The 23,601-nt window shown below is 71.1% G+C and carries 23 protein-coding genes; 11 read left to right on the top strand and 12 right to left on the bottom strand.

Going from position 1 to position 23,601, the window contains the following annotated elements:
* Positions 1–59: 59 nt before the first annotated feature.
* The 5 genes from J1M39_RS02595 (at position 60) to J1M39_RS02575 (ending at position 5,277) form a co-directional block, all read left to right on the top strand.
* Positions 60–1,463, top strand: coding sequence for a dipeptidase (locus tag J1M39_RS02595; protein WP_206496429.1), 1,404 nt, complete (start codon positions 60–62; stop codon positions 1,461–1,463).
* Between the two features lie 118 nt (positions 1,464–1,581).
* Positions 1,582–1,974 carry an iron-sulfur cluster insertion protein ErpA gene (gene erpA / locus J1M39_RS02590; protein WP_002854644.1) on the top strand — a complete coding sequence of 131 codons (393 nt, stop codon included), beginning with the start codon at positions 1,582–1,584 and terminating at the stop codon, positions 1,972–1,974.
* Positions 1,975–2,252: 278 nt separating this feature from the next.
* Positions 2,253–3,170 carry an aa3-type cytochrome oxidase subunit II gene (gene ctaC / locus J1M39_RS02585; protein WP_370448943.1) on the top strand — a complete coding sequence of 306 codons (918 nt, stop codon included), beginning with the start codon at positions 2,253–2,255 and terminating at the stop codon, positions 3,168–3,170.
* Positions 3,170–4,879: an aa3-type cytochrome oxidase subunit I gene (gene ctaD / locus J1M39_RS02580; RefSeq protein WP_095346459.1), complete on the top strand. Its 1,710-nt coding sequence runs from the start codon at positions 3,170–3,172 to the stop codon at positions 4,877–4,879. Before ctaC ends, ctaD begins: the two co-directional genes overlap by 1 nt.
* Positions 4,876–5,277 carry a cytochrome c oxidase subunit 4 gene (locus J1M39_RS02575; protein WP_036315109.1) on the top strand — a complete coding sequence of 134 codons (402 nt, stop codon included), beginning with the start codon at positions 4,876–4,878 and terminating at the stop codon, positions 5,275–5,277. Before ctaD ends, J1M39_RS02575 begins: the two co-directional genes overlap by 4 nt.
* Positions 5,278–6,404: 1,127 nt before the next feature.
* On the opposite strand, the gene qcrB is transcribed toward J1M39_RS02575, so the two are convergent.
* From qcrB to ctaE, 4 genes are all read right to left on the bottom strand, one after another.
* Positions 6,405–8,099 carry a cytochrome bc1 complex cytochrome b subunit gene (gene qcrB, locus J1M39_RS02570; protein WP_069941591.1) on the bottom strand — a complete coding sequence of 565 codons (1,695 nt, stop codon included), beginning with the start codon at positions 8,097–8,099 and terminating at the stop codon, positions 6,405–6,407.
* A 5-nt stretch (positions 8,100–8,104) separates the two neighbouring features.
* The gene (qcrA, locus tag J1M39_RS02565; RefSeq protein ID WP_069941590.1) at positions 8,105–9,181 is read right to left on the bottom strand and encodes a cytochrome bc1 complex Rieske iron-sulfur subunit; all 1,077 of its coding nucleotides are present in this window, start codon (positions 9,179–9,181) and stop codon (positions 8,105–8,107) included.
* A gap of 69 nt (positions 9,182–9,250) precedes the next feature.
* A complete protein-coding gene (gene qcrC / locus J1M39_RS02560; RefSeq protein ID WP_123243828.1) occupies positions 9,251–10,057 on the bottom strand; it encodes a cytochrome bc1 complex diheme cytochrome c subunit in 807 nt (268 codons plus the stop codon).
* 85 nt (positions 10,058–10,142) lie between these two features.
* Positions 10,143–10,781 carry an aa3-type cytochrome oxidase subunit III gene (ctaE, locus tag J1M39_RS02555; RefSeq protein WP_428842618.1) on the bottom strand — a complete coding sequence of 213 codons (639 nt, stop codon included), beginning with the start codon at positions 10,779–10,781 and terminating at the stop codon, positions 10,143–10,145.
* 190 nt (positions 10,782–10,971) lie between these two features.
* Between ctaE and trpD the strand changes: the two genes are divergently transcribed.
* Complete coding sequence (gene trpD, locus J1M39_RS02550) at positions 10,972–12,030, top strand: anthranilate phosphoribosyltransferase (protein WP_123243829.1); 1,059 nt, start codon at positions 10,972–10,974, stop codon at positions 12,028–12,030.
* A 54-nt stretch (positions 12,031–12,084) separates the two neighbouring features.
* On the opposite strand, the gene J1M39_RS02545 is transcribed toward trpD, so the two are convergent.
* Together J1M39_RS02545 and J1M39_RS02540 are read right to left on the bottom strand one after the other, a co-directional pair.
* Positions 12,085–12,366 (bottom strand): Lrp/AsnC family transcriptional regulator, encoded by a 282-nt coding sequence (locus tag J1M39_RS02545; protein WP_002854527.1) that lies wholly within the window; start codon positions 12,364–12,366, stop codon positions 12,085–12,087.
* 68 nt (positions 12,367–12,434) lie between these two features.
* Positions 12,435–12,851 carry a DUF3054 domain-containing protein gene (locus J1M39_RS02540; protein WP_206496428.1) on the bottom strand — a complete coding sequence of 139 codons (417 nt, stop codon included), beginning with the start codon at positions 12,849–12,851 and terminating at the stop codon, positions 12,435–12,437.
* Between the two features lie 109 nt (positions 12,852–12,960).
* Between J1M39_RS02540 and J1M39_RS02535 the strand changes: the two genes are divergently transcribed.
* Both J1M39_RS02535 and J1M39_RS02530 read left to right on the top strand, forming a co-directional pair.
* Positions 12,961–13,611, top strand: coding sequence for a hypothetical protein (locus J1M39_RS02535; protein WP_206496427.1), 651 nt, complete (start codon positions 12,961–12,963; stop codon positions 13,609–13,611).
* Positions 13,612–13,841: 230 nt separating this feature from the next.
* Positions 13,842–13,955, top strand: a complete 114-nt coding sequence (locus tag J1M39_RS02530; protein WP_246836808.1) for a superinfection immunity protein — start codon at positions 13,842–13,844, stop codon at positions 13,953–13,955.
* Between the two features lie 16 nt (positions 13,956–13,971).
* Here J1M39_RS02530 and J1M39_RS02525 read toward each other — a convergent pair whose 3' ends face one another.
* Entirely contained in the window at positions 13,972–14,520 is a 549-nt protein-coding gene (locus tag J1M39_RS02525) for a maltokinase N-terminal cap-like domain-containing protein (protein WP_049147365.1), read from the bottom strand.
* A 59-nt stretch (positions 14,521–14,579) separates the two neighbouring features.
* Positions 14,580–16,685 (bottom strand): NADPH-dependent 2,4-dienoyl-CoA reductase, encoded by a 2,106-nt coding sequence (locus J1M39_RS02520; protein WP_078025538.1) that lies wholly within the window; start codon positions 16,683–16,685, stop codon positions 14,580–14,582.
* A gap of 149 nt (positions 16,686–16,834) precedes the next feature.
* Here J1M39_RS02520 and J1M39_RS02515 point away from each other — a divergent pair, with 149 nt between their 5' ends.
* The 3 genes from J1M39_RS02515 (at position 16,835) to J1M39_RS02505 (ending at position 19,016) form a co-directional block, all read left to right on the top strand.
* Complete coding sequence (locus J1M39_RS02515) at positions 16,835–17,311, top strand: NfeD family protein (RefSeq protein WP_061867282.1); 477 nt, start codon at positions 16,835–16,837, stop codon at positions 17,309–17,311.
* 79 nt (positions 17,312–17,390) lie between these two features.
* Positions 17,391–18,581, top strand: a complete 1,191-nt coding sequence (locus J1M39_RS02510; protein ID WP_141842879.1) for an SPFH domain-containing protein — start codon at positions 17,391–17,393, stop codon at positions 18,579–18,581.
* Positions 18,582–18,668: 87 nt separating this feature from the next.
* Positions 18,669–19,016: an RNA polymerase-binding protein RbpA gene (locus J1M39_RS02505; RefSeq protein ID WP_012750883.1), complete on the top strand. Its 348-nt coding sequence runs from the start codon at positions 18,669–18,671 to the stop codon at positions 19,014–19,016.
* Between the two features lie 76 nt (positions 19,017–19,092).
* Here J1M39_RS02505 and J1M39_RS02500 read toward each other — a convergent pair whose 3' ends face one another.
* From J1M39_RS02500 to J1M39_RS02485, 4 genes are all read right to left on the bottom strand, one after another.
* A complete protein-coding gene (locus tag J1M39_RS02500; protein ID WP_206496426.1) occupies positions 19,093–19,824 on the bottom strand; it encodes a polyprenol monophosphomannose synthase in 732 nt (243 codons plus the stop codon).
* Between the two features lie 90 nt (positions 19,825–19,914).
* Positions 19,915–20,994 carry a hypothetical protein gene (locus tag J1M39_RS02495; RefSeq protein ID WP_241253804.1) on the bottom strand — a complete coding sequence of 360 codons (1,080 nt, stop codon included), beginning with the start codon at positions 20,992–20,994 and terminating at the stop codon, positions 19,915–19,917.
* Positions 20,995–21,180: 186 nt separating this feature from the next.
* Complete coding sequence (istB, locus tag J1M39_RS02490) at positions 21,181–21,966, bottom strand: IS21-like element helper ATPase IstB (RefSeq protein ID WP_010078636.1); 786 nt, start codon at positions 21,964–21,966, stop codon at positions 21,181–21,183.
* Positions 21,963–23,486, bottom strand: a complete 1,524-nt coding sequence (locus J1M39_RS02485) for an IS21-like element ISMlu14 family transposase (protein ID WP_031943827.1) — start codon at positions 23,484–23,486, stop codon at positions 21,963–21,965. The genes istB and J1M39_RS02485 overlap by 4 nt, the downstream gene beginning before the upstream one ends.
* Positions 23,487–23,601: the final 115 nt, after the last annotated feature.

Raw genomic sequence — 23,601 nt, 5'->3', positions numbered from 1 at the left:
CGCGTCCGGCCTGGCCGGAGGCGCGGCCCTCGGCCCGGCCGCCGTCTACGCTGGCCGTCATGACTGACATCACCTCCCGTGCGCCGCAGGACGCGGCCCTCGTCTCCGCCGTCCGTGAGGCCGTCGAGGCCCGTTTCCTGACGACCCTCCAGACCCTCACCGACCTCGTGGCGATCCCGGGCATCGCCTGGGACTCCGCGGACCGCGCCCAGCTCGAGCGGTCCGCGGAGGCCGTCGCGGGCCTGCTGCGCGAGGCGGGCCTGCAGGATGTAGAGATTGTGTCCGAGATCCGCGACGACGACCGGCCCGGCGGGCCGGCGGTGATCGGCGAGAAGCCCGGCACCTCTGACAAGCCCACTGTCTTGTTTTATGCCCATCATGACGTGCAGCCGATCGGGGACGAGGACCTCTGGGACACCCCGCCGCTCGTGGCCACCGAGCGCGGCGGGCGGCTGTACGGCCGCGGCGCCGCCGACGACAAGGCCGGCATCATGGTCCACCTCGCCGCCCTCGCCGCCCTGCGGGACGTCCTGCCCGACGCCGGCGTCGGCGTCCGCGTCTTCATCGAGGGCGAGGAGGAGGCCGGCTCGCCCACCTTCCGCACCTTCCTGGAGAAGCACCGGGCGCGCCTCGACGCCGACGCGATCGTGGTCGCGGACTCGTCCAACTGGGCTGTGGGGGAGCCCGCGCTGACCACCTCCCTGCGCGGGCTGGTGGACGGCACGGTGACCGTCCGGGTGCTCGACCACGCCGTGCACTCCGGCATGTTCGGCGGGCCGGTCCTGGACGCCGTCGTCCTGCTCTCGCGGCTGATCGCCACGCTCCACGACGCGGACGGCGCGGTCGCCGTGCCCGGCCTCGAGCCGCGGCAGACCGCGGGCCTGGACTACCCCGAGGACGTCTTCCGTGCGGACGCGGGCGTGCTGGACGGGGTGACCCTGGCCGGCCGCGGCCCGGTCGCGGACCGGCTGTGGAACGCTCCCGCGCTGAGCATCATCGGGATCGACGCGCCCTCGGTCGCGGAGTCCTCGAACACGATCCAGCCCGCGGCGCGCGCGAAGTTCTCGCTGCGCCTGGGCCCCGGCATGGAGCCCGCGGAGGCCTTCGAGGCGCTGCGCACCCACCTGGAGGCGCAGTCCGCGGCGGTGCTCGGCGCGGAGATCACGGTCACCGAGGGGGAGTTCGGTCAGCCGTTCACGACGGACACCTCGGCCCCCGCCGCGGCCGCGATGATGGCCGCCCTGGAGGACGCCTGGGGCGTCGAGCCCCGGGCGATCGGCATGGGCGGCTCCATCCCGTTCACCGCGGACCTCGCCGAGGTCTTCCCGGAGGCCACCCTCCTCATCACGGGCGTGGAGGACCCGGACACGCGGGCGCACTCGGCCAACGAGTCGCTGCACATCGACGACTTCAAGCGGGCCGTCGTGGCCGAGGCGCTCTGGCTCGCGCGGCTCTCCGCGTGAGCGCCGCCCGGCCCGTCGGTGCGGCGGGCCGGGAATGCCCCGTGGGCGGCTAGTGTTGCCCGGGAGACCACACGCGCGTGACGGCCCCGTCCGCGCCCCATGATCTGAGGAGGTCACGATGGCTCTGTCCGCAGAGGAGACCGGCGTCGAGATCGGCGCAACCCAGGACGCCGAGGGCCTGCCCCCGCACGAGGTCGAGCTGACCGACGTGGCGGCCGGCAAGGTGCGCTCGCTGCTCGAGCAGGAGGGTCGCACGGACCTGCGGCTGCGCGTCGCCGTGCAGCCGGGCGGCTGCTCCGGCCTGATCTATCAGCTCTACTTCGACGAGCGCGTCCTCGACGGCGACACCGTCCGTGACTACGACGGGGTCGAGGTGATCGTCGACAAGATGAGCGTGCCCTATCTCATGGGCGCGACCATCGACTTCGAGGACACCATCTCGAAGCAGGGCTTCACGATCGACAACCCCAACGCGGGCGGCTCCTGCGCCTGCGGCGACTCCTTCCACTGATCTGCGGGCGCCCGGAGCGCCTCGGACCACGAACCGGCGGGTCGGCCTCGGTCGGCCCGCCGTCGTCGTGCCCGGGCACCGTGCCCAGGATGCTCGGACCCGACTCCCAGACACGATCGGCACGTGTCACGGTGCGGAGAATCCGCGCGTTTCGGCGTAGACTGGCTCTGAATCATCAGGGCATACCCGTGCTCCCTGCGAGGACGCTGCGAGAAGTCGCCGAATCGCCGGGGGAGCGGGGACGCCCCTCGCACACGAGATGAAGAGGAAGGCCGTCTGTGAGAGCACAGAATGACGCCGGACGTCGGACTCGCCGCCGCTGGACCGCCGGTGCCGTGGGCACCACGGCGCTCCTGGTGCTGACCGGCTGTTCGGCAGAGGTCCAGCGCGGCTGGTACCCCGGCACCCGGGACACCACCAACCACAACGCCCAGCTCACCGACCTGTGGGTGAACTCCTGGATCGCGGCCATGGTCGTCGGCCTGCTCGTCTGGGGCGCCATGATCTGGTGCATGGTGGCCTACCGCCGCCGCAAGAACGACCAGGGCTTCCCGAAGCAGACGGCCTACAACGTGCCGCTCGAGACCATGTTCACGGCCATCCCGATCCTGACGGTCTTCACCCTCTGGGGCTTCACCGACCGCGTCCAGACCGAGGTCGACCGCCCCGTGGACGACTCGCCGCTGACCGTCACCGTGTACGGCAAGCAGTGGTCCTGGGACTTCAACTACTCCTACGAGCAGGAGAACGGCGAGGTCATCGAGGCCCACTACTCCGGCATCCAGGCCCAGCTGGACGGCACCGAGGGCGTGCGTGACACCCTTCCGGTCCTGTACCTGCCGAACGACGTGCCGGTGCACTTCGAGCTGAAGTCCCGCGACGTGGCGCACTCCTTCTGGATCCCGCAGTTCCTCCAGAAGCGCGACATGATCCCCGGCAAGACCAACCACCTCTACCTGACCCCCCAGGAGCTGGGCAGCTACGACGGCAAGTGCGCCGAGCTGTGCGGCGAGTACCACTCCGAGATGCTCTTCAACGTCGAGGTCGTGGACGAGGCCGAGTTCGTGGACCGCCTCGAGGAGATGGAGCCGGGTCAGGTGGGCGAAGAGTACAGCCGCAACCCCAACAACAACCCTGACGGCGCCGGGACGATGGAGCGCGATCTCCAGACCCCCCGCGGTGGAGGTAGCCACTGATGACCACTTACGAGTACGCAACGGATGAGGTGCGCTCACAGGCGCAGCCTCGTGTGGTGCCCCGTTCGCTGGGCAAGATCGTCGTCAGCTGGCTGACGACGACCGACCACAAGGTGCTCGGGTACATGTACCTGATCACGTCCTTCATCTTCTTCTGCATCGGCGGCGTCATGGCCCTCATGATCCGCGCGGAGCTCTTCGAGCCCGGCATGCAGATCCTGCAGACGAAGGAGCAGTACAACCAGCTGTTCACCATGCACGGCACGCTCATGCTGCTCATGTTCGCGACCCCGCTCTTCGTGGGCTTCGCCAACGTGCTGGTGCCGCTGCAGATCGGCGCTCCGGACGTGTCCTTCCCGCGTCTGAACGCCCTGGCGTTCTGGTTCTTCCTGTTCGGCTCGCTCATCGCGACCGCCGGCTTCCTCACCCCGCAGGGTGCGGCCTCGTTCGGCTGGTTCGCCTACGCCCCGCTCTCCAACACCACGTACTCGCCGGGCGTCGGCGGTGACCTCTGGGTGTTCGGTCTGGTCCTCCAGGGCTTCGGCACGATCATGGGCGGCGTCAACTTCATCACCACGATCCTGACGATGCGTGCTCCTGGCATGACGATGTGGCGCATGCCGATCTTCACGTGGAACACGCTCATCACCGGCATCCTGATCATGATGGCGTTCCCGCCGCTGGCCGCCGCGCTCTTCGCGCTGGGCCTGGACCGTCGCTTCGGCGGCCACATCTTCAACCCGGAGAACGGCGGCGCCATCCTGTGGCAGCACCTCTTCTGGTTCTTCGGCCACCCCGAGGTGTACATCATCGCCCTGCCGTTCTTCGGCGTCGTGTCGGAGATCATCCCGGTGTTCTCCCGCAAGCCGATCTTCGGTTACAAGTCCATCGTGTTCGCGACGACGGCGATCGCCGCGCTCTCCGTGACGGTGTGGGCGCACCACATGTACGTGACCGGCGCCGTGCTCCTGCCGTTCTTCTCCGTAATGACCATGCTCATCGCGGTCCCGACCGGCGTGAAGTTCGTGAACTGGATCGGCACCATGTGGCGCGGTTCGATCACCTTCGAGACCCCGATGCTGTGGACGCTCGGCTTCATGGTCACCTTCCTGTTCGGTGGCCTGACCGGCGTCATCCTGGCGTCGCCGCCCCTGGACTTCCAGGTGTCCGACACGTACTTCGTCGTGGCGCACTTCCACTACGTCGTCTTCGGCACCGTGGTGTTCGCGATGTTCGCCGGCTTCTTCTTCTGGTGGCCGAAGTTCACCGGCAAGATGCTGAACGAGCGTCTCGGCAAGATCCAGTTCTGGATGCTGTTCGTGGGCTTCCACGGCACGTTCCTGATCCAGCACTGGCTCGGTGTCATCGGCATGCCCCGTCGCTACGCGGACTACATGGTGGAGGACAGCTTCCAGGCGATGAACGCGTTCTCCTCGGTGTTCTCCTTCGTTCTCGGCGCGTCGCTGATCCCGTTCTTCTGGAACGTCTACATCACCTCGCGCTATGGCAAGAAGGTCACCGTGGACGACCCGTGGGGCTTCGGCGCCTCGCTCGAGTGGACCACTTCGTGCCCGCCGCCGCGGCACAACTTCCACTCCCTGCCGCGCATCCGCTCCGAGCGTCCGGCGCTGGATCTGCACCACCCGGAGCTCTTCCCGCACTCGCCTCAGAACACGTCTGAGGCCTTCGGAGAGAAGGTCGCCCAGTGAAGGTCGCAGCCAACATCTTCTGGATCATCGGCCTGTTCTTCATCGCAGCCGCCACCCTCTACGGGTTCTGGGTCGAGTGGACCGAGTGGGCAGGCATCCCGGCCATCTACGCCGTGGGCGGGATGTCCTGGATGATCGCGTGGTACCTGAACGTCACCGAGCGGAAGTACGGCGTCGGGCCCGCCGATGATGCGGACGGCCAGATCGCCGACTACGCCGGCACCTACGGCACCTTCGCTCCCTGGAGCTGGTGGCCGCTGGGCCTCGGCCTGGCCTGCGCGATCATCGTGACCGGTCTGGCCGTCGGCTGGTGGATCTTCATCATCGGCGTCATCGCGGGCGCCTACTTCACCTTCGGGTGGGTCTACGAGTTCTCTCGGGGCAAGTACGCCCACTGACCCGACCGTCGTCGAACGCCGCAGGCCGGACCCCTTGGGGTCCGGCCTGCGGCGTTTTCATGCCGCGTGTGCTGCGGAGCGACACGGCGCCGTCGCGGGCAGCCAGCTCCTGCGCCGCGGGGCCGGTCACGGCGACCGGCCTACTCGCCGCTCGGGGGCCAGGCGTGGTGCCCGGGTGAAGGGTTCGCCTGGTGGCCCGTCCCGCTGTCTCGTGGTCTGCGTAGGCCCGGGCATCGACCGCCGCGCAGAGTCAGCGGCGCGCCAGGAGCGCCTCACCGCGCTGCCCATGACGACGTCTGCGTGCCGCGGCGGCACTTGAATGGGCCGTCCCGTCGCGCGTCCCGTTGATGCCCGTGCCCGCGACTCCTACGCCGCTCTCAGCGGCCGGAACGAGCCTCGTCACGTAGAGACCGGGCAGGGGAGTCGCACGGGGTGCAGGCCAGCAGGGCCGTCGCTTGTGACGGTCCACGTGGCGAGGTGAGGGTGACACTTTCGGTGGGCGCCGGACGAGGCCCCCTCCGCCCCCTCTGCACCGTCCGAGGGGGCGGGGCCGGCCCGGCCTCCGGAGAGCCCGTGGCCGCGTCCGCACGGGCACCTGCCACGCACTGTCGACAGCTCCTCGGTCAGGAAGAAAGGGCTGGCCGGTGGTTGCGGCGATGGGCCTCATCATCACCATCGGTGCATCGGTGCATCGGTGCATCGGTGCAGCGGAGTACGGCTTGGCTCTGCACCGGTGCCCACCATGTTGACCGTGACGCCGTGGCCTGCATCCGGGCCGTCGTCCATCTCGGGGCCCAGGGGTGGCGGATGGCCACCCTGCCGGGACAGCCCCCGCCGCCAGGACACACCGTCGGGCACGGGCCCGCGGCACCTGGGAGTCCGGAACCGGGCACGTGGCCGTCAGCAGGGGCCGGGCACGTCCCAGGCTGGCGGGAAACGCTGGGCAGGCCCACGGGGGTGGCCCGGGACCGGCGGGCCTGAACCCTTCGCCGTCCATGCGGGCCGATGCGCGCCGCGGCGTCGGGGCTGCTCAGGGCAGCGCGTCCTCGAGGTCACCCTGGGAACGTCGAAGGGCCCCACGCACCATGGTGCGTGGGGCCCTTCGTCAGGGAATCAGCCGCTCGGGATCAGCGATCCAGGTGAGGGGCGTGCGAGCCGTGCTCGAGCTCGACGGGGTGCTCCTCGTGGCCGTGCTGGCCGTGGGTGCGGGCCTCCACCAGCTCCTCGCGGGAGACCGGGGCGACGCGATCCTGGTAGAACATGCGGTTCAGGCCGGCACGGGCCTTCTCCAGCATGCCCACCTTGCCGTTGCGGCCGGGGATGGCCGGCACCGGGCGACGATCCTCGAAGGACACCAGGCGGTACAGCTCGTAGTCGGTGAGCTGACGGTGCCGCTCGTGGAAGCCGCCCTCGGGGGACATCTCGATGACACCGGCCTCGTGGCCGTGGAGCACGAGCTCACGGTCCTTGCGCTGCAGGGAGAGGCAGATGCGGCGGGTGACGATGAAGGCGATCACCGGGCCGAGGAAGAACAGCGCGCGCAGCACGTACAGCACGTCGTTCAGGGAGAGGCGGAAGTGGGTGGCGATGAGGTCCGAGGACGCGGCCGCCCACATGACGCAGTACCAGACGACGGCGGCCACGCCGATGCCCGTGCGGGCCGGGGCGTTGCGCGGACGGTCGAGCAGGTGGTGCTCAGTGTTGTCCTTGGTGATCCACCGCTCGATCCAGGGCCAGGTGCACATGCCGACGAGCAGGACGCCGACCGGGATCAGCGGCACGAGCACGCCCATGGGCAGGGACACCGAGGAGCCCCACGGCATCGGGATGTTCCAGAGGAAGGAGTAGTCGCCGATCATGCCCGGCATGAGGCGCAGGGCGCCGTCGAACACGCCGATGTACCAGTCGGGCTGGGTGCCGGCCTGCACCGGGGACGGATCGTACGGGCCGTAGTTCCAGTTGGCGTTGATCGTCACCGTGGAGGCGATGAGCGCGAGCACACCGAACACGATGAAGAAGAAGCCGCCGGCCTTGGCCGCGTACACGGGGCCCACCGGGTAGCCGACCACGTTGTCCTCGGTGCGGCCCGGGCCCGGGTACTGGGTGTGCTTGTGCACGACGACCATGAACAGGTGGATGCCGATCAGCAGCAGGATGGCGGCCGGCACGATCATGATGTGCAGGGCGTACAGGCGGCCGATGACCGAGTGGCCGGGGAACTCGCCGCCGAAGAAGAAGGCGGAGAGGTACGTGCCCACCAGCGGCAGCGACTTCAGGATGCCGTCGATGATGCGCAGGCCGTTGCCGGAGAGCACCTCGTCGGGCAGGGAGTAGCCGGTGAAGCCGGCGGCCCAGCCGGCCATCAGCAGGAAGCAGCCGACCAGCCAGTTCAGCTCACGCGGGCGACGGAACGCGCCGGTGAAGAACACGCGCAGCATGTGGACGGACATGGCCGCCACGAACATCAGCGCCGCCCAGTGGTGCAGCTGGCGCATGAACAGGCCGCCGCGCACGTCGAACGAGATGTCCAGGGTCGAGGCGTAGGCCGCGGACATCTCGATGCCGCGCAGCGGGGCGTAGGCCCCGTCGTAGACGACCTCCGACATGGAGGGGTCGAAGAAGAGGGTGAGGAACGCGCCGGACAGCAGCAGGATGACGAAGCTGTACAGGGCGACCTCGCCGAACATGAACGTCCAGTGGTCCGGGAAGATCTTGCGGCCGAAGAACTTCACGATCGGCGACATGCCCATGCGGGTGTCGACGAAGTTGGCGATGCGGCCGGTCGTGGTCGCCGGCTGGAACTCATTCACGGTGGTGCTCATAGGTGTCAGCCACGCTCCCAGTAGACAGGCCCGACGGGCTCATGGAAATCGCTCTGGGCCACGAGGTAGCCCTCGTCGTCCACGGTGATCGGCAGCTGCGGCAGCGCGTGGCTGGCCGGGCCGAAGATGACCTTGCACTCCTGCGTCAGGTCGAAGGTCGACTGGTGGCAGGGGCAGAGCAGGTGGTGGGTGTGCTGCTCGTACAGGGCGATCGGGCAGCCCACGTGCGTGCAGACCTTGGAGTAGGCGAAGATCCCGTCCACGTTCCAGTCCTCGCGACCCGGGGTGATCTTCACCTTGGCCGGGTCGAGGCGCATGAGCAGGACGACGGCCTTGGCCTTCTGGTTGAGCTTGTCAGGGCCCAGGTCGTTCAGGCCGTCGGGGATGACGTGCACGGCGGAGCCGAGCGTGACGTCCGAGGCCTTGATGGGGGAGCCGGTGGGGTCGCGCACGAGGCGCACGCCCTCGGCCCACATGGTGTGGCGCAGACGCTCAGGGCCGAAGTTGTGAGCCTCCTGGTCCGAGAAATTGTCCGAGTCGTCCAGATCGCGGAACACGGCGATGAACGGCAGGGGGGCCAGCAGGGCGGCGCCGATCAGGGTGTTGCGCAGCAGGGGGCGGCGCTTGATCTGCGACTCGTCCAGGATCTCGGAGATCATCCCGGTGGCGGCCACGCGGTCGTCCTCCGAGCGGATCTCGTGACGGTCCTCCACGGTCTCGTGGTCCGGCATCAGGGTCTTGGCCCAGTGCACCACGCCGATGCCGATGCCGAACATGGCGAGGGCGGTGCCCAGGCCGAGCAGCAGGTTCTGCAGGTAGATCTTGCTGAACGCCTCACCGTTGCCGATCTGCCCCACACCGAAGTAGCCGATGAAGAAGAGCACCGTGCCCACGATGGAGATGAGGAACATGACCGAGACCTGACGCTCGGCGCGCTTCGCGGCCTTCGGATCCTCATCGGCCAGGCGCGGACGGTGCGGAGGCAGGCCCGGGTTGTCGATCGCGTACCGGGGCGCGTCCTCGCCGGCGTGCTCGAGGGAACCCGAGCGGTGCTCGGTCCCTTCAAAGCCTTTCTCGCCCATATGTCCTGTTTCCTTTACTCGAGTGATGAATGTCGATGACGGGTGGTCGGCGCGCCTGCGCCGATGGGATCAGGAGGATCGGCTGGTGAGCCAGACCATGAAGCCGATGATCAGCGCCAGGCCCGCGGTCCAGATGAACAGGCCCTCGGAGACGGGGCCGAGCGAGCCGAGGGTGAGGCCGCCGGGGGAGCCCTGGTTCTCGATGGTCTTGAGGTAGGCGATGATGTCGCGCTTGTCCTCGGGCTTGATGTTCGAGTCGGAGAACACCGGCATGTTCTGCGGGCCGGTCTCCATGGCCTCGTAGATGTGCTTCTCGTCCACGCCCTGCAGAGACGGGGCGTACTTGCCGCGGGTGAGCGCACCGCCGGCCGCAGCCGCGTTGTGGCACATGGCGCAGTTGATGCGGAACAGGTCGCCGCCACGGGTGATGTCCACGTCCTCGTGGTTCACATCCAGGTACTCGTCCTCTGGGATGGCCGGGCCGGCGCCGAGGGAGGCGACGTAGGCGGCGAGCTGAGCGGTCTGCTCCTCGTTGAACTGGTTCGGTTTGGCCGGGGCCTGCGGGCCGTTCATCTGCATCGGCATGCGGCCGGTGCCCACCTGGAAGTCGACGGAGGCGGCGCCGACACCGATCAGGGACGGGCCGGAGGGACCCCCCGCGGCACCCGTGCCGTGGCACGAGGCGCAGTTCGCGTTGAAGAGCTTCTCGCCCTCGGAGATGTCATCAGCCGAGGCGGCCGCGGTGACCTGCGTGGCCGCCTGCGCCTGGTTCACGGTGCTCGCGACGGAGTACAGTCCGCCGGTCACCAGGAGTCCCAGCAGGAGGAGCGCCAGCCCCATCAGGGGATGGCGTCGGTTCTGCGAAAGTGCCTTCACGAGGGTTTCCTATCGTTCTCTTCCGGGGCGGGCCGCTCATGCTGCCGGCCCTGGCCTGAAGTCGGTGCGGTGAGTGGGGGTCGTCTTACTTCAGGAAGTAGACGATGAAGAACAGGGCGATCCAGACGACGTCCACGAAGTGCCAGTAGTAGGACACGACGATCGCCGACGTGGCCTCGTGGTGGCCGAAGCGGCGGGCCATGTAGGCGCGGCCGATGATGAAGAGGAACGCGATCAGGCCACCGGTCACGTGGATGGCGTGGAAGCCGGTGGTGATGTAGAACGCCGAGCCGTACGCGTTCGCCGCGACGGTCACACCCTCGGAGACGAGGACCGCGTACTCGTAGGACTGCACCGCCACGAAGATCGAGCCCATGATGAAGGTCAGGATGAACCACTCGACCATGCCCCACTTCCCGAACTGCAGGAAGCCGCCGGTGCGGCGGGGCTGAAGGCGCTCGGCGGCGAGGACGCCGAACTGGGCGGTGACGGAGGAGAGCACCAGGATCGTCGTGTTCACCGCGGCGAGCGGGACGTTGAGGATCGCGGTGTGCTCGGCCCAGAGCTCCGGAGACGTGGAGCGAAGGGTGAAGTACATGGCGAAGAGCCCACCGAAGAACATGAGCTCGCTGGCAAGCCACACCATGGTCCCGACCTGCACCATGTTCGGCCGGCTCGGGAGCCCCGTGGTGGGCTGATGGAGAGTGGGGTTAGCTGTGGTCACCCAGCCATTATGGCCCCAAACACCGCCCGGGCGGTAAATCGAACCTACCGTGTCGCAGGACAGGTCGTCAGCACCGTCGGGGGGTTTCAGTGTCAGTCGGGGGCTGGCGTCCAGGGGATGTCCAGGTTCACGGCGGGCGGCGCATGACACGACGCGGTGCCGGGTGCGGCCGGGCCGCTAGGCTCAGTGCGTGAGCACCCCCGAGAACACCGCAGCAGTCCTGGGGACCTCCTGGCCGGAGGTCTTCCGCGCCCTCACCGTCGGTGAGGACCTCAGCGACGACGTCGCCGCGTGGGCCATGGGGGAGATGATGGCCGGCGATGCCACCGAGGGGCAGGTGGGCGGATTCCTCCTCGCCCTGGCCGCCAAGGGGGTGACGGTGCCGGAGCTGCGTGGCCTGACCGAGGCGATGGTGCAGGCGGCGAACCCGGTGCACGTGCCGGGGGAGACCCTCGACGTCGTGGGCACGGGCGGCGACCGCCTGGGCACCGTGAACCTGTCCACGATGTCCTCGCTCGTGGCCGCCGGCGCGGGCGCGCGGATCGTCAAGCACGGGAACCGCGGCGCCTCGTCCACGGCCGGCGCGGCCGACGTGATCGAGGCCCTCGGTGTGGACCTGTCCATGCCGGCCCGGAAGGCCGAGGAGTGCGCCGAGGCCGTGGGCATCACGTTCCTCTTCGCCCAGAACTACCACCCGTCCATGAAGTACGTGGCCCCGGTGCGCAAGCAGCTCGGCGTGCCCACCGTGTTCAACTTCCTCGGCCCGCTGAGCAATCCGGCCCAGGTCACCGCCCAGGCCCTGGGCTGCTCGAGCGAGGCCATGGTCCCGCTGCTCGCCCAGGTGCTCGCGGACCGGGGGGTGCGCGGCTTCGTCTTCCGCGGGGCGGACGGCCGGGACAAGATCACGACGTCGGGGCCGTCGACCGTCATGGAGGTCCGGGACGGTGTGCGCACCCACGAGCTCGATCCCCGGGAGCTGGGCATCGACCTGGCCCCCGTCCAGGCTCTGGCCGGGCGGGACGGCGCCTACAACGCGACCCTCGTCCGCGCTCTGCTGGCGGGGGAGAAGGGCCCGATCCGCGACGCCGTCCTCCTCAACGCGGCCGCGGGCCTGACGGCCTGGGACCGCGACGCGGACGCTCCGCTGATGGAGCGACTGGCGGCCAACATGACGCGGGCCGCCGAGTCGATCGACTCCGGCGCCGCGCGTGACGTCCTGGACCGCTGGGTCGCCTTCTCCCGGTCCTGATGGTGCGACGACGGGCCCTCGCCAGCGAGGTGGGGCCCGTCGTGGGGAGGACGCTCAGGAGTCGAAGCCGAGCGCCCATCCCTCGCCGAGGTCCTCGGACGAGTAGGTCCGGAAGGCCAGCATGGTCTCGGTGTCCTGGATCCCGTCGACCTTGGAGAGGTGGTCGGCGATCACGTCGGCGAGGTCCTCGTAGCGGCGCACCTTGACCATCGCCACCAGGTCCCACGCGCCGGTCACGGAGTAGACCGACCCGACCCCCTCGAGCGCGGCGAGGGTCTCGGCGGTCTCCGGGATGCTGGATTTGTCGGTCTTGATCAAGACGATGGCGGTGACCACGGGCGGTCCTCATTTCCTCGATGCTGTGGGTCCGGTGTCCGGGATGATCCTAGCTGCGCGCCGGGCCCTCACCTCCGGGTGCGGCGCACCAGCCAGGCGGTCACGGCCCGGCGGCCCAGGAGCAGGACGCCCAGCACCCCGAGCGCCACGAGCACGAAGGACACGGGTGCGCCACCGAGGCCGAAGGCCACGCGTAGGACCATCCCGACGGCGACGGTCCCCAGCCACACGATCACGCCGTGGGGCCACACGCGGGCCCAGGTCCGGTGTCCGGCGGTCAGCCCGGTCATGAGGAGGAGGCCCGCCAGGAACGGCGCCGCCGTGACCAGCAGCCCCAGCGGCCCGCGCTCTGTCGCGTGCTGCCCCTGGCCCAGGGCCACGAAGAGGAGGGTGAGCAGGAGGTCGACGGACAGCGCCGGCAGGGCGCCGCGCGGGTCACGGTGCTCGGCGGGCACGGCACGACGGGCGGAGGGGGAGGACGTCATGCATCCAGTCTGGCCCACCGACTCGTCCGGACGCAGCGTCCGGCCAGGGGCGGCTCGGCGGACGCGCCCTACGACAAGACAGGACAATTGTCAGAGATAGGCTCTCTGTATGGTGTCCGTGCATCTGGTGCCCATCCGACCGACCGCCGCCACGGCCGACGACGCCCGACGTCTGGCAGCGGCGCTGCTCGACGATCCCCGCCCGGACGCGGCTGTGACCTCGGCGGCGTGGCGTGTCGACCAATCCGACCCGGACGGCGAGGCGGCGTCGCACGACGGCGAGCTGGCCGTCGTCCTCGACGACATGACGGCTGCGGTGGGCCTGGCGCTGTGGGCCGTGCGGACCGGGTCCTGGGCGGTGCTGCTGAATCCCGAGGGTGCCTCCGACAAAAACTCATCGTTATCACACCTGACTCCAGCCGAGCGACGACGCGCCCGGCGGGCACCGGGACGGCTGGTGCTGCCGCACGGACGTGGCCCGGGCCGCGCCGCGGAGGCCGGCGGAGAGGCTGATCTGCGCTGTGCGGAGGCCACCCTGCAGCTGGTCGCCACGGTGGAACGGCGCCGGTCCGCTGATCAGCACGCGGCGGGACGGCTGGTCGAAGCCGGCGCCAGTCAGCGAGAGGCGGCGGCCGAGCTCGGGATCAGTCAGCAGGCCGTCCATTCCCGGTTGCGACACGGGCTCTGGCACGAGAGCCGGACGGCGGTGGCGGCCGTCCTGCCGTTGCTGGACCGGCTGTCCACAGACCCGGGGGAGTGAATCCCCGGCACGCGGCGCCGGCGTCAGCCGGCGCGACCTCCTGGGCCAGGTCCCGATGTGGCGCGTGCCGTGCAGGCGGCCTCCGAAGGGGAGGCGAAGAACGGGCTAGTTGACATAATGTACATTATCGGCGCACCACAGAACGGCAGGCGGGGCGCCGCGCGGCGGGTCTCGCGCGTAGCCTGGACCCATGACGATCATGACCGACCAGCGCGTCCACCGTGTGGGCGGTGTTCTGGGTGAACCTGCTCACCGGGTGGACCGTCCTCGGCTGGTGCATCGCGCTGTACATGTCGCTCACCAGCCATCGCCGGCTGCGGTCCTGGGGTCCGCGCGGCCTCTGACCGCGCGGACCGCCCCTCAGGTAAGACGCGCGACGACGGCCCGCACACCGTCTCCCTCGGCGATGAGGCACCGCGGGCCGTCGACGTCCGCCTCGCCCGTCTCCGACAGCTCGACCGGCACCTCGAGCTCCCCCGTCGCATCGGCGCCGATCACGCGGAGGGTGAGATCCGGGGCGCGCGTCTCGAGGTAGGTCCCGGACTCGTCATGCATCTCGAGCCGGGCCTGCGGGATCTCGCCGCGCACGGCGGCCGCGAGGATACGGCGCGCGTCCGGGTCGGTGGCGGCGTCCACGACCCAGCGGTGTCCCAGGACGGAGTGCTCCACCTCGGCCACGACGTCCCCCTCGGCGGGTGCGTCGCCTCGGTAGGCGAACGCAGTCTGGTAGAGCCGGTCCCCCACGCGCACGAGCATCGACTCGACGCCGATCTCGCCGGTGGGATCGTCGAACCGGTACGAGCCGACCTTCTCGGCGGTCACGTCCTCGGGCAGTCCGTGCGCCACGAGGCGGCGGCGGATCCATTCGGGCTTGTCCGGGTCCAGGCGTGCGGTGTAGATGAGAGCCATGCCCCGACCGTAGCCCCGACGTCGTCCGCCCGGGAGGGCCCGCCGGCCGGCGGCGCGGCTCAGCCCTGCACGGCCCGCACGGCGTGGTCCATGGCCCGGTAGGCGTCGAGCTCGCGGGCTTCGGCCGCGCCACCGATCAGGCGCACCGCCTCCGGCGCGTAGCCCGCAGCCACCAGGTCCTCGACGAGATCCGTCTCGGACTCCTGCCCGGCGCACACGACGACGTCCGTCACGTCCAGGGTCAGCGCCACGCGGGCCTCGGGGTCCTCCGGGGACGGCGCGGTCACGCGCAGGCCGTCGGGGCCGAGGCCCTCGTAGGTCACACCGGAGTGCAGGTGGACCCCGTGCCGCCGCAGCTCGGCGCGGTGCACCCAGCCGGTGGTGGGGCGCAGTCGCACGCCGATCGGTCCGGGGCTGCGCTGGAGCAGGTGGACCTCGCGTCCGGGGTCGGCCGCGGCCGGCTTCGCCAGCTGGCCCGGCGTCTGAGAGGTCAGTGCCACGCCCCAGCGGGCCCGCCAGTGCTCCTGCGTCTCGGGTGTCCCGTCCGGCCGTTCCGTGCCGGCCGCCAGGGCCTCGGCGACATCCACGCCCACGCCGCCGGCGCCGATCACCGCGACGCGCGGGCCGACGTCGACGTGCCCCAGGACCACGTCGTCATAGGCATGGACGGCGGGCGCGCCCGGCTCCCCCGTCCCGGGCAGAGCGACGGGCCGGGGCCGCACGCCGGTGGTGAGGAGCACCTCGTCGTAACCCGGCCGCCCGTCGTCGGTCAGGAGTGTCTGTGCGGATACCTCCTCCCCGGTCACGAGCGTCACCCCGGACGCCGCCGCGCGGGCCGCCAGGTGCTCCAGCGCGGGACCGAACTCCTCCTTGCCGGGGATGCGCCGGGCGAGCCGGAACTGGCCGCCGGGCTCGGCGTGCCGGTCGAACAGGGTGACCTCGTGCCCGAACCGGGCCGCACGCTCCGCCGCCGTGAGGCCCGCCGGCCCGGCACCGACCACGGCGATCCGGCGCCGGCGGCCGAGGGCCACCGGGACGGGCGCGGCGTACTCCGGCTCCGTCTCCCGCCCGGCGCGGGGGTTCATCAGGCACGAGACCTTGGCCCCGGTGAACACGTGGTCGAGGCAGGCCTGGTTGCAGGCGATGCACGGGGTCAGGGTCCGAGCGCGCGGGTCGCCGATCGCGGCCATCCAGTCGGGGTCCGCCAGCAGGGGCCGGGCCAGCCCGACGAGCGCGGCGGCCCCGGACGTCAGCGCCTCCTCCGCCTCGGCGGGGGTGGTCAGCCGGTTGGAGGCGATCACGGGGATGTCGACGGCGGCGGTCAGGTCAGCCGAGGCGGCCAGGAACGCGGCGCGCGGCACGGAGGTCACGATGGTCGGCACACGCGACTCGTGCCACCCGATGCCGGTCATCAGGACGTCCGCTCCGGCGGCCTCGAAGGCCCGGGCGGTGTCCGCGATCTCCGCGCGCGTCTGCCCGTCGGGGACGAGGTCCGCCGCCGAGGTGCGCACCGAGAGCACGCCGCGCTCCCCCAGCGCCTCGCGCACGGCCGCGACCACCGCGACCGGGAACCGGCGTCGGCGCTCGGCGTCGCCCCCGTACTCGTCCGCGCGTCGGTTCGTCGCCGGGGCGAGGAACTGGTTGAGGAGGTAGCCCTCCGAGGCCATGATCTCCACGCCGTCGTATCCGGCCTCCAGGGCCAACGTGGCCGCGCGTGCGAACGCGTTCACGGTCCGCTCGATGTCCGCGGCCGTCATCTCCCGGGGCGTGTGCCGCGAGATCGGCGCTCGCACCGCGGAGGCCGAGACCAGGTCGGGGCTGGGGGCGTAGCGTCCCGCGTGCAGCAGCTGGGCGAGGATCCTGCCCCCGGCGGCGTGGACGGCGTCCGTGACGACGCGATGGGCGCGCGCGTCCTCCTCGCTGGCGAGCATCCCCCCGCCCAGCGTCACCGTGCCCTCGGGGACGACGCCCAGGCCGCCGGTGACGATGAGTCCGACGCCGCCGCGTGCCCGCTCCGCGTAGAACGCCGCCAGCTGCGGCAGGTCGTCGTGCCGATCCTCCAGTCCCATGTGCATCGAGGCCATGACCACCCGGTTGGGCAGCGTGAGGGGGCCCAGGGTGATCGGCTGGAGCAGGGGCGAGACCGCGACGGGTGAAGATGTCATGCAGCTCACATTACCGGGCGGTAGCTCCCGACTTCCAGGACCGCCTGGGGACACGCTGTGTCCAACGCCACTGCGTAGGGCAGGATGGGGATCACACGTCGACGCGCGGCAGACCCGTCCGCGCACCCGACACGGAGGGGAGCGCACGCATGGAGTGGATCGAGGCGAACGCGGGCTGGCTGTGGCTGGTGCTGGCCGCCGGCCTGGCCGGCGTCGAGCTGCTGACCCTCGACCTCGTCTTCCTGATGATCGCCGCCGGGGCCGGCGCGGCGGGGGTGGTCGCGCTCGTGGGCGGCCCGCTGGCGCTCCAGCTCGCGGCGTTCGCCGCCGTCGCCCTGCTGATGCTCGCCGCCGTGCGCCCCGTCGCCCTGCGCCACCTGCGCAAGGACACCGGCGCCGGCGCCTCCTACCTGGACACGCTCCCGGGGCGTCGCGTCGCGGCCCAGGGCGCGATCACCGGCGACGCCGGCACGCTCGCCGTCGACGGCGACACCTGGTCCGCCCGCGTCGAGCCCGGGGCGCCCGACGTCGCCCCCGGCGACGAGGTGACCGTCCTGCGCATCGACGGGGCCACCCTGGTGGTCCGCCCGCTCCCCCGCATCGACTGGGAGGCGGACGGCGCCTGAGCCGCCCCACGTCCTCGTTCCGACCGCACCGACCGCACCGACCGCACCGACAGCACCGACCCCAGAAGAAGGGACCCCGATGGAAACCCTCATCGTCCTCGTCGTCCTCGCCGTCCTCGCGGCGGTGATCGTGGCCTCCTCGGTCAAGATCATCCCGCAGGCGCGGACGGCCAACATCGAACGCCTCGGCAAGTACAACCGCACGGCCGGCGCCGGGCTGACCCTGATCATCCCGTTCGTGGACCGCATGCTCCCGATGGTGGACATGCGCGAGCAGGTCGTCTCCTTCCCGCCCCAGCCGGTGATCACCGAGGACAACCTCGTCGTCTCCATCGACACGGTCGTCTACTTCCAGGTCACGGACGCCAAGGCCGCGACCTATGAGATCGCCAACTACATCCACGCGGTGGAGCAGCTCACCACCACCACCCTGCGCAACGTCGTGGGCGGCATGAACCTCGAGGAGGCCCTGACCTCTCGCGACTCCATCAACTCCCAGCTGCGCGGCGTGCTGGACGACGCCACCACGCGCTGGGGCCTGCGGGTCTCGCGGGTGGAGCTCAAGGCCATCGACCCGCCCATGTCCATCCAGGACTCGATGGAGAAGCAGATGCGCGCCGAGCGCGACCGCCGCGCCGCCATCCTCACCGCCGAGGGCACGAAGCAGGCCGCCATCCTCACGGCCGAGGGCGAGCGCCAGTCCCAGATCCTCTCCGCCGAGGGCGAGGCTCAGGCCCGCGTGCTGCGCGCCAACGCCGAGGCCGAGGCGATCGAGGTGGTCTTCGACGCCATCCACTCCGGCGGCGCCGACTCCGAGGTCCTGGCCTACCAGTACCTGCAGTCCCTGCCCAAGATCGCCGACGGCCAGGCCACCACCATGTTCGTGGTCCCCGCCGAGCTCACCCGCGCCCTGCAGGGCCTCGGTGAGGCGTTCGCCCCCGGCGACGGCGACCGCCCCACCCCGGAGCACGCACCCCGGCGTCGGGACTCCGGGGACCGCGCGGGCGAGTCGGGAGCCGAGCACGCCGGCGTCACCCCGGAGCGCGCGCGGCGGCCGCGTGGGTCCCGGCCCACCACCGCGGACGCCCTGCGCGCCAGCGGCGTCATGGACGCGATGACCGCCGGCGCGGTGACGGCGGAGGACATGCCGCAGACCTCGCTCGACGAGGCCCTGGCCACCCCGCAGGAGATCGAGCCCGACCCGTCGGCCGGCCGCACCCCCGGCACCCGCCCGGCCGGCGAGGCGGACGGGAATGCTGTGGGACACTGAATGGTTCCATCAGTGAGGACGACCCGCCGCGCCTCGATCGGCCCGCGCCCCCGCGCGGGCCTCGGCGCGGCCTGACGAGGAGGAAACGTGAGCGATCGCAGCCTGCGGGGCATGCGCCTGGGCGCGCAGTCCCTGGAGTCCGAGGCCGGCGTCGAGCCCGCCGCCCGGCAGCGGGTGGAGTACCGCACGGAGGACGGCGAGCAGGTGTTCGTGACCTTCTCCGTGGAGGCGGACGTGCCGGCCACCTGGACCTCGAAGACCGGCAAGGAGGCGTTCCTCGTCAGCGGCGAGAAGCCGGCTGAGACCGAGGGCAAGCCCGTGCGCACCCACTGGGACATGCTGCGCGAGCGCCGCAGCCTCGAGGAGCTGGAGGAGACCTACAAGATCCAGCTCAACAAGCTGCGCGCCAGCCGCGGCGAGGACGTCGACGCCTGACCCGCCGCTCCCCCATGCATGACGGGGCCGGATCCGCCATGGATCCGGCCCCGTCGTCGTTCGGGGGCTGTGCGCCTCAGAGGCCGAGGCGGGCGCGCAGGCCCTCCCAGCGCGCGGCCAGGCCCCACCGGGTCACGTTGACCACGGCCTCGCCGATGATGCCGCCGCTCATCTTGGACTCGCCGAGCTCACGCTCCACGAACGTGATCGGGACCTCGACGATCCGCTTGCCGAGGCGGGCCGTGCGGAAGGTCATGTCCACCTGGAACCCGTAGCCCTTGGACTCGATCGCGTCCAGGTCGATCGCACGGAGCGTGTCGGCCCGGTAGGCGCGGTAGCCCGCCGTGATGTCCGTCAGGTCGAGGCCGAGCATGATCCGCGGGTACAGGGAGCCGGCCCACGAGATCATCTTGCGGGCGGTCGGCCAGTTCACCATCTTGCCGCCCGGCACGCGGCGCGAGCCGATCACCAGGTCCGCGGTGCGGACGGCCTCCAGCAGGCGCGGCAGCTGCTCGGGCTGGTGCGAGCCGTCCGCGTCCATCTCGACCAGGACGTCGTAGCCGCGCTCCAGGCCCCAGCGGAACCCGGCGATGTAGGCGCCGCCCAGGCCGTCCTTGGTGGTGCGGTGCAGCACGTGCACGGAGGGGTCCTCGGCGGCGCGGGCGTCGGCCCAGTCGCCCGTGCCGTCCGGGGAGGCGTCGTCCACCACGAGAACGTCGGACTCCGGGACGGCGTCACGGAGTCGGCCGAGGGTCAGCGGCAGCGACTCGATCTCGTTGTACGTGGGGATGATGGTCAGCACGCGCATGTGCGGTTCTCGCCTTCCGGCCGGGGTCGTGGGGGCGGCCCGCCGGTCGGACGGGCCATCGCATCCGTTCGAGTATAGGAAGCGGAGGTCTCAGGCCGGCGTCGCGGCGTCGTGAGCGTCGCGGGCCACGTCCTCCGCGGCGATCCGGCCGTCCACCCAGGTGGCCCGCCAGCGGGGCAGGGCGGTCTCGGCGTCGAGGGCCGGCAGCAGCGGGGTGCCGGCTCGGGTGTCCGTGCTCCACGCCGCCACCCGGCCGTCCGGCGACTGCACAGCCACCGCGTCCGCGTCCCAGACGCCGAACACGGCCGGGGCCGACACGCTCAGGCGCGGGGCGACGGACAGGCCGGCCGCCGGAGCGTCGGGCAGCGCGCGCAGCGGGGTGCGGGTCGCGGCGGCGAAGGCGGAGCGGGCGGAGATGCGCTCGTCCGGGTCGGGGTGGGACAGCGCCGACCGGACGGCGGCCCACGGGTCCCCGGCCGGGCCGGCGCCCAGGCACACGGTGACGGCGTCGGCCAGCAGGCTCGCCACGGGGGCGTGCAGCACGCCGTCCGCGTCGGGGACGACGGTGGCGCTGACCCCGGCGGCGGCCAGGAAGGCGCGGTCCTCGGCGGTGACCGGGTGGGTGACCACGAGCCGATGGCGCACGCGGCCCAGGGCGGCGGTGCCGAGTTCCTCCGCGACCGAGCGCAGGGCGGTCAGGGCCACGTCCTGGGCGGCGGGCCCGGCGTCCGCACCGCCGTCGGGGACGAGGTAGGCCTGCTCCCCCGCCTGGGTCGAGGCCGTCAGGAGACCGGTGAGCGTGGCGGGGTCGGTGTCGGTCCCGACGGGCAGCCACACCCCGGCCGCCTCGGCGTCCACGCGGTCCGCGTGCCGGTAGACGACCGTCTGGACGTCCTCGTCGGCGGGCGCGGCGCCCGCGTCCTCGGGCCCGGCCAGGACCGTCACGACGGCGGTGCCGCGGCTCAGCGCGTCCCGCGCGTCCGCGGGCCGGGCCAGCGGCTCGACGAACACGGGCACGACGACGGCGCCGTCGAGGTCCCGCCGTTCGTCACCCGGATCGGCCACGCGGTCCGCGGAGTCGTCCGCGCCGAGCCAGGCGATCACCCCGTCCCGGACCAGCAGCGCCTGTGCGTACGGGTCCGTCGTCGAGTGGATGATGCCGTGGGTCAACAGGCTGGCTCTTTTTTATACACATCTGACCCTGCCGACGATCTTACGTAGACCGCGGGTGTCAAGGGCCATTGAGTTCTGCCCATAGGCGGCCAGTGTTTCTTCCCGCTGGTGGCCATCAGAACTGCCCACTGGTGGCCAGCTGGTTTGCCCGTTTGGGTGGTGGTGCTGGCCACCGTGATGGGATCAGTTCAGTGGCATGACTCCCTTCCCGGCCATTGCCTGGGTCATCCGTACGGAGTCTCCGGTGGTCTGGCACACGTGGGCGTGGTGCAGGAGCCGGTCCACGGTGGCGGTGGCCAGGGTCTTGGGCATCAGCTCGTCGAAGCCGGCCGGGTGCAGGTTCGAGCTGATCGCTACGGAGCGTTTCTCGTAGGCGGCGTCCACGATGCGGTAGAGGCCCTCGGCGGCATCGTCGGCGACCGGCAGCAGGCCGATGTCGTCGATGACGATCAGGTCGGCGCGCAGGATTCGGGCGACGGCTTTGGTGATGGTGTCATCGGGCCGGTGGGCCCGGATCATCGCCCCGAGGTCCTCCAGGGTGAACCAGGCCACCCGCTTGCCCTCCTCCACGGCCTGCTGGCCCAGGGCCTCGAGGAAGAAGGTCTTGCCGGTGCCGGAGGGCCCGCAGACCACGAGGTTCTCTCTGCGCGAGAGCCATTCCAGGGTGCGCAGGGACTGCTGGGTCGGGGCCGGGATCGAGGAGGCGCCCGGATCCCAGGTCGTGAAGGTCTTGCCGGTGGGGAACCCGGCGGCCTTGCGCCGGGCGGCGAGCATGGATCGGGCCCGACCGGTGGTCTCCTCGACCAGCAGGGCCTTGAGGACCTCGGCCGGCTCCCAGCGTTGGGCCCGGGCGGTGGCCAGTACCTCGGCGGCGATACCGCGGGCGTGGGGCATCTTCAGCTGCCGCAACAGCGCCTCCAAATCGGCCGGCAGCGCCGGTGCGGCGGTGTTCGGGGTGTGGATGCTCACCGGGCTGCCCCCTCGGTGTTGGAGGTACCGAGGCCGGCCCAGCCGGCGGTGCCCTGGGTCAGGGACCGTTCCTCGGTGGCGGTGTGCATCCCGGTGCGGTGGCCGGCGGCGGTGAGCAGGGAGGCCAGGTCGCCGTGGGCGAAGCGCTGGTGCACCGCGGCCACCCCGAGGGCGCGGTCGACCTGGTCGGTGCCGGCGAGCTTGGCCAGGGTGACGGCCTCGGCCATCTTCTGACCGATCCGGCTGGTGCCGGCCGCGGCGGCCTCCACCAGCCAGGTCCTCGCTCCGGCCCCGATGGCCAGGAACTCGGCCTCCGCCGCCGAACGGGGCACCGGGGTGTAGTCCCCGGGCACCTTGTCCGTCTCGTGGCCGGGGAAGTGCGCGTCGTCGATGGCCGGGGACCCGGGCCGGGCCACCCGGTGCCGGGCGACCTCCACCGGCCCCTGCGCACCGGCGTGCATGATCACCACCATCGAGTCCGGTCCGGTGCCGTGATGGCGCACGAACACCTCGGCCCCGAGCAGGTGCGCGGGCACCGAGTACTGGGCGTTTTCGAAGGAGACCATCGGCGTGTTCTCCGGCACCTTCCGTCCCACCCCGTAGGCCACGGTGTGCGCCGTGGCGGGGATCCGATGCAACGCGCTGGTCTCCTCGGCGAGCATGTGGTCCGGGCGGCGCCGGGTCACCCGGTGCTCCCGGGAGTTCACCATGGCCATGAACCCCGCGCAGGCGGCCTCGAGCTCAGCGAACGAGGCGTACTGGTCCCGCAGGTTGGTGTCCTTCGGGACCAGGTCGGCCTTGGCCAGCTTCACCGCGTTCTCCACCCCGCCCTTGGCGGCCGGATCCGCTGGCTGGCAGGTCAGCACCTCCACGCCGTAATGCCGAGCGAACGCCACGGTGGCCTGGTTACGCACCGGCACCCCGGCCACATGAGAGACCGTCACTGTCTTCTCGTTATCCGTCAGCACATAGGTCGGCGCGCCCCCGATCAGCCGGAAGCACCGGTCCAGGGCGGCGAACACACTCGGAGCCGTCCTATCACGCAGGGCGATGACGATCCGGTAGCGGGACCAGGCCAGCCAGGCCACGAACAGCACCGTCTTGGCCCCGTCGATCGCCGGCCCATCGCCGAAGTCGTACTGCAGCCATGCGCCCGGCTCGGTGATCCAGGGCCGGTGCACCCGGCGCTTCCCGGCCCGCCAGGCGGCCTTCACCTCGGCCACCGCCCGCCGGGTGGAGCGCTCAGAGCCGGTGTAGCCCATTGCGGTGAGCTTGGCGTGCACGACATCGGCGCGGATCCTGCCCGTGGAGGCCTCGACCCATTCCTCGATCTTGGGCAGCCAGACATCGGTGACCTTCGGGCGGCTGGCTCCGGATCCAGGGGTCTGGCCGGCGTCGCGGGCCCGCACCAGCCGGGCCACGGTGTGATGGGAGCAACCGGCCAGCTCGGCGGCGCCCCGCAATGACTTGGTCAGGTCATAGGCACTGAGTATTTTCATGGTTTCTGCGGCATCCTTCATTCAGGGCCTCTTCCTCGCTGGATTCGATTCGACACCGATATCCAACCCGGGGAGGAGGCCCCCGCCGGCTCACGACGCGGCGGGCAACGAGCAACGCGGGCAAACCAGATGGCCA

Source organism: Micrococcus sp. KRD077, assembly GCF_017168505.1.
Lineage (GTDB): Bacteria > Actinomycetota > Actinomycetes > Actinomycetales > Micrococcaceae > Micrococcus > Micrococcus luteus.
This window is presented reverse-complemented; position numbering and strand designations above follow the sequence as displayed.

What these genes read in the sequence shown, in the direction of transcription:
- J1M39_RS02595 (WP_206496429.1), top strand. Translation starts at nt 60, where the DNA reads ATGACTGACATCACCTCCCGTGCGCCGCAGGACGCGGCCCTCGTCTCC.
- erpA (WP_002854644.1), top strand. Translation starts at nt 1,582, where the DNA reads ATGGCTCTGTCCGCAGAGGAGACCGGCGTCGAGATCGGCGCAACCCAG.
- ctaD (WP_095346459.1), top strand. Translation starts at nt 3,170, where the DNA reads ATGACCACTTACGAGTACGCAACGGATGAGGTGCGCTCACAGGCGCAG.
- qcrB (WP_069941591.1), bottom strand. Translation starts at nt 8,099, where the DNA reads ATGAGCACCACCGTGAATGAGTTCCAGCCGGCGACCACGACCGGCCGC.
- qcrA (WP_069941590.1), bottom strand. Translation starts at nt 9,181, where the DNA reads ATGGGCGAGAAAGGCTTTGAAGGGACCGAGCACCGCTCGGGTTCCCTC.
- J1M39_RS02540 (WP_206496428.1), bottom strand. Translation starts at nt 12,851, where the DNA reads ATGACGTCCTCCCCCTCCGCCCGTCGTGCCGTGCCCGCCGAGCACCGT.
- J1M39_RS02535 (WP_206496427.1), top strand. Translation starts at nt 12,961, where the DNA reads ATGGTGTCCGTGCATCTGGTGCCCATCCGACCGACCGCCGCCACGGCC.
- J1M39_RS02525 (WP_049147365.1), bottom strand. Translation starts at nt 14,520, where the DNA reads ATGGCTCTCATCTACACCGCACGCCTGGACCCGGACAAGCCCGAATGG.
- J1M39_RS02520 (WP_078025538.1), bottom strand. Translation starts at nt 16,685, where the DNA reads ATGACATCTTCACCCGTCGCGGTCTCGCCCCTGCTCCAGCCGATCACC.
- J1M39_RS02515 (WP_061867282.1), top strand. Translation starts at nt 16,835, where the DNA reads ATGGAGTGGATCGAGGCGAACGCGGGCTGGCTGTGGCTGGTGCTGGCC.
- J1M39_RS02510 (WP_141842879.1), top strand. Translation starts at nt 17,391, where the DNA reads ATGGAAACCCTCATCGTCCTCGTCGTCCTCGCCGTCCTCGCGGCGGTG.
- J1M39_RS02500 (WP_206496426.1), bottom strand. Translation starts at nt 19,824, where the DNA reads ATGCGCGTGCTGACCATCATCCCCACGTACAACGAGATCGAGTCGCTG.
- J1M39_RS02485 (WP_031943827.1), bottom strand. Translation starts at nt 23,486, where the DNA reads ATGAAGGATGCCGCAGAAACCATGAAAATACTCAGTGCCTATGACCTG.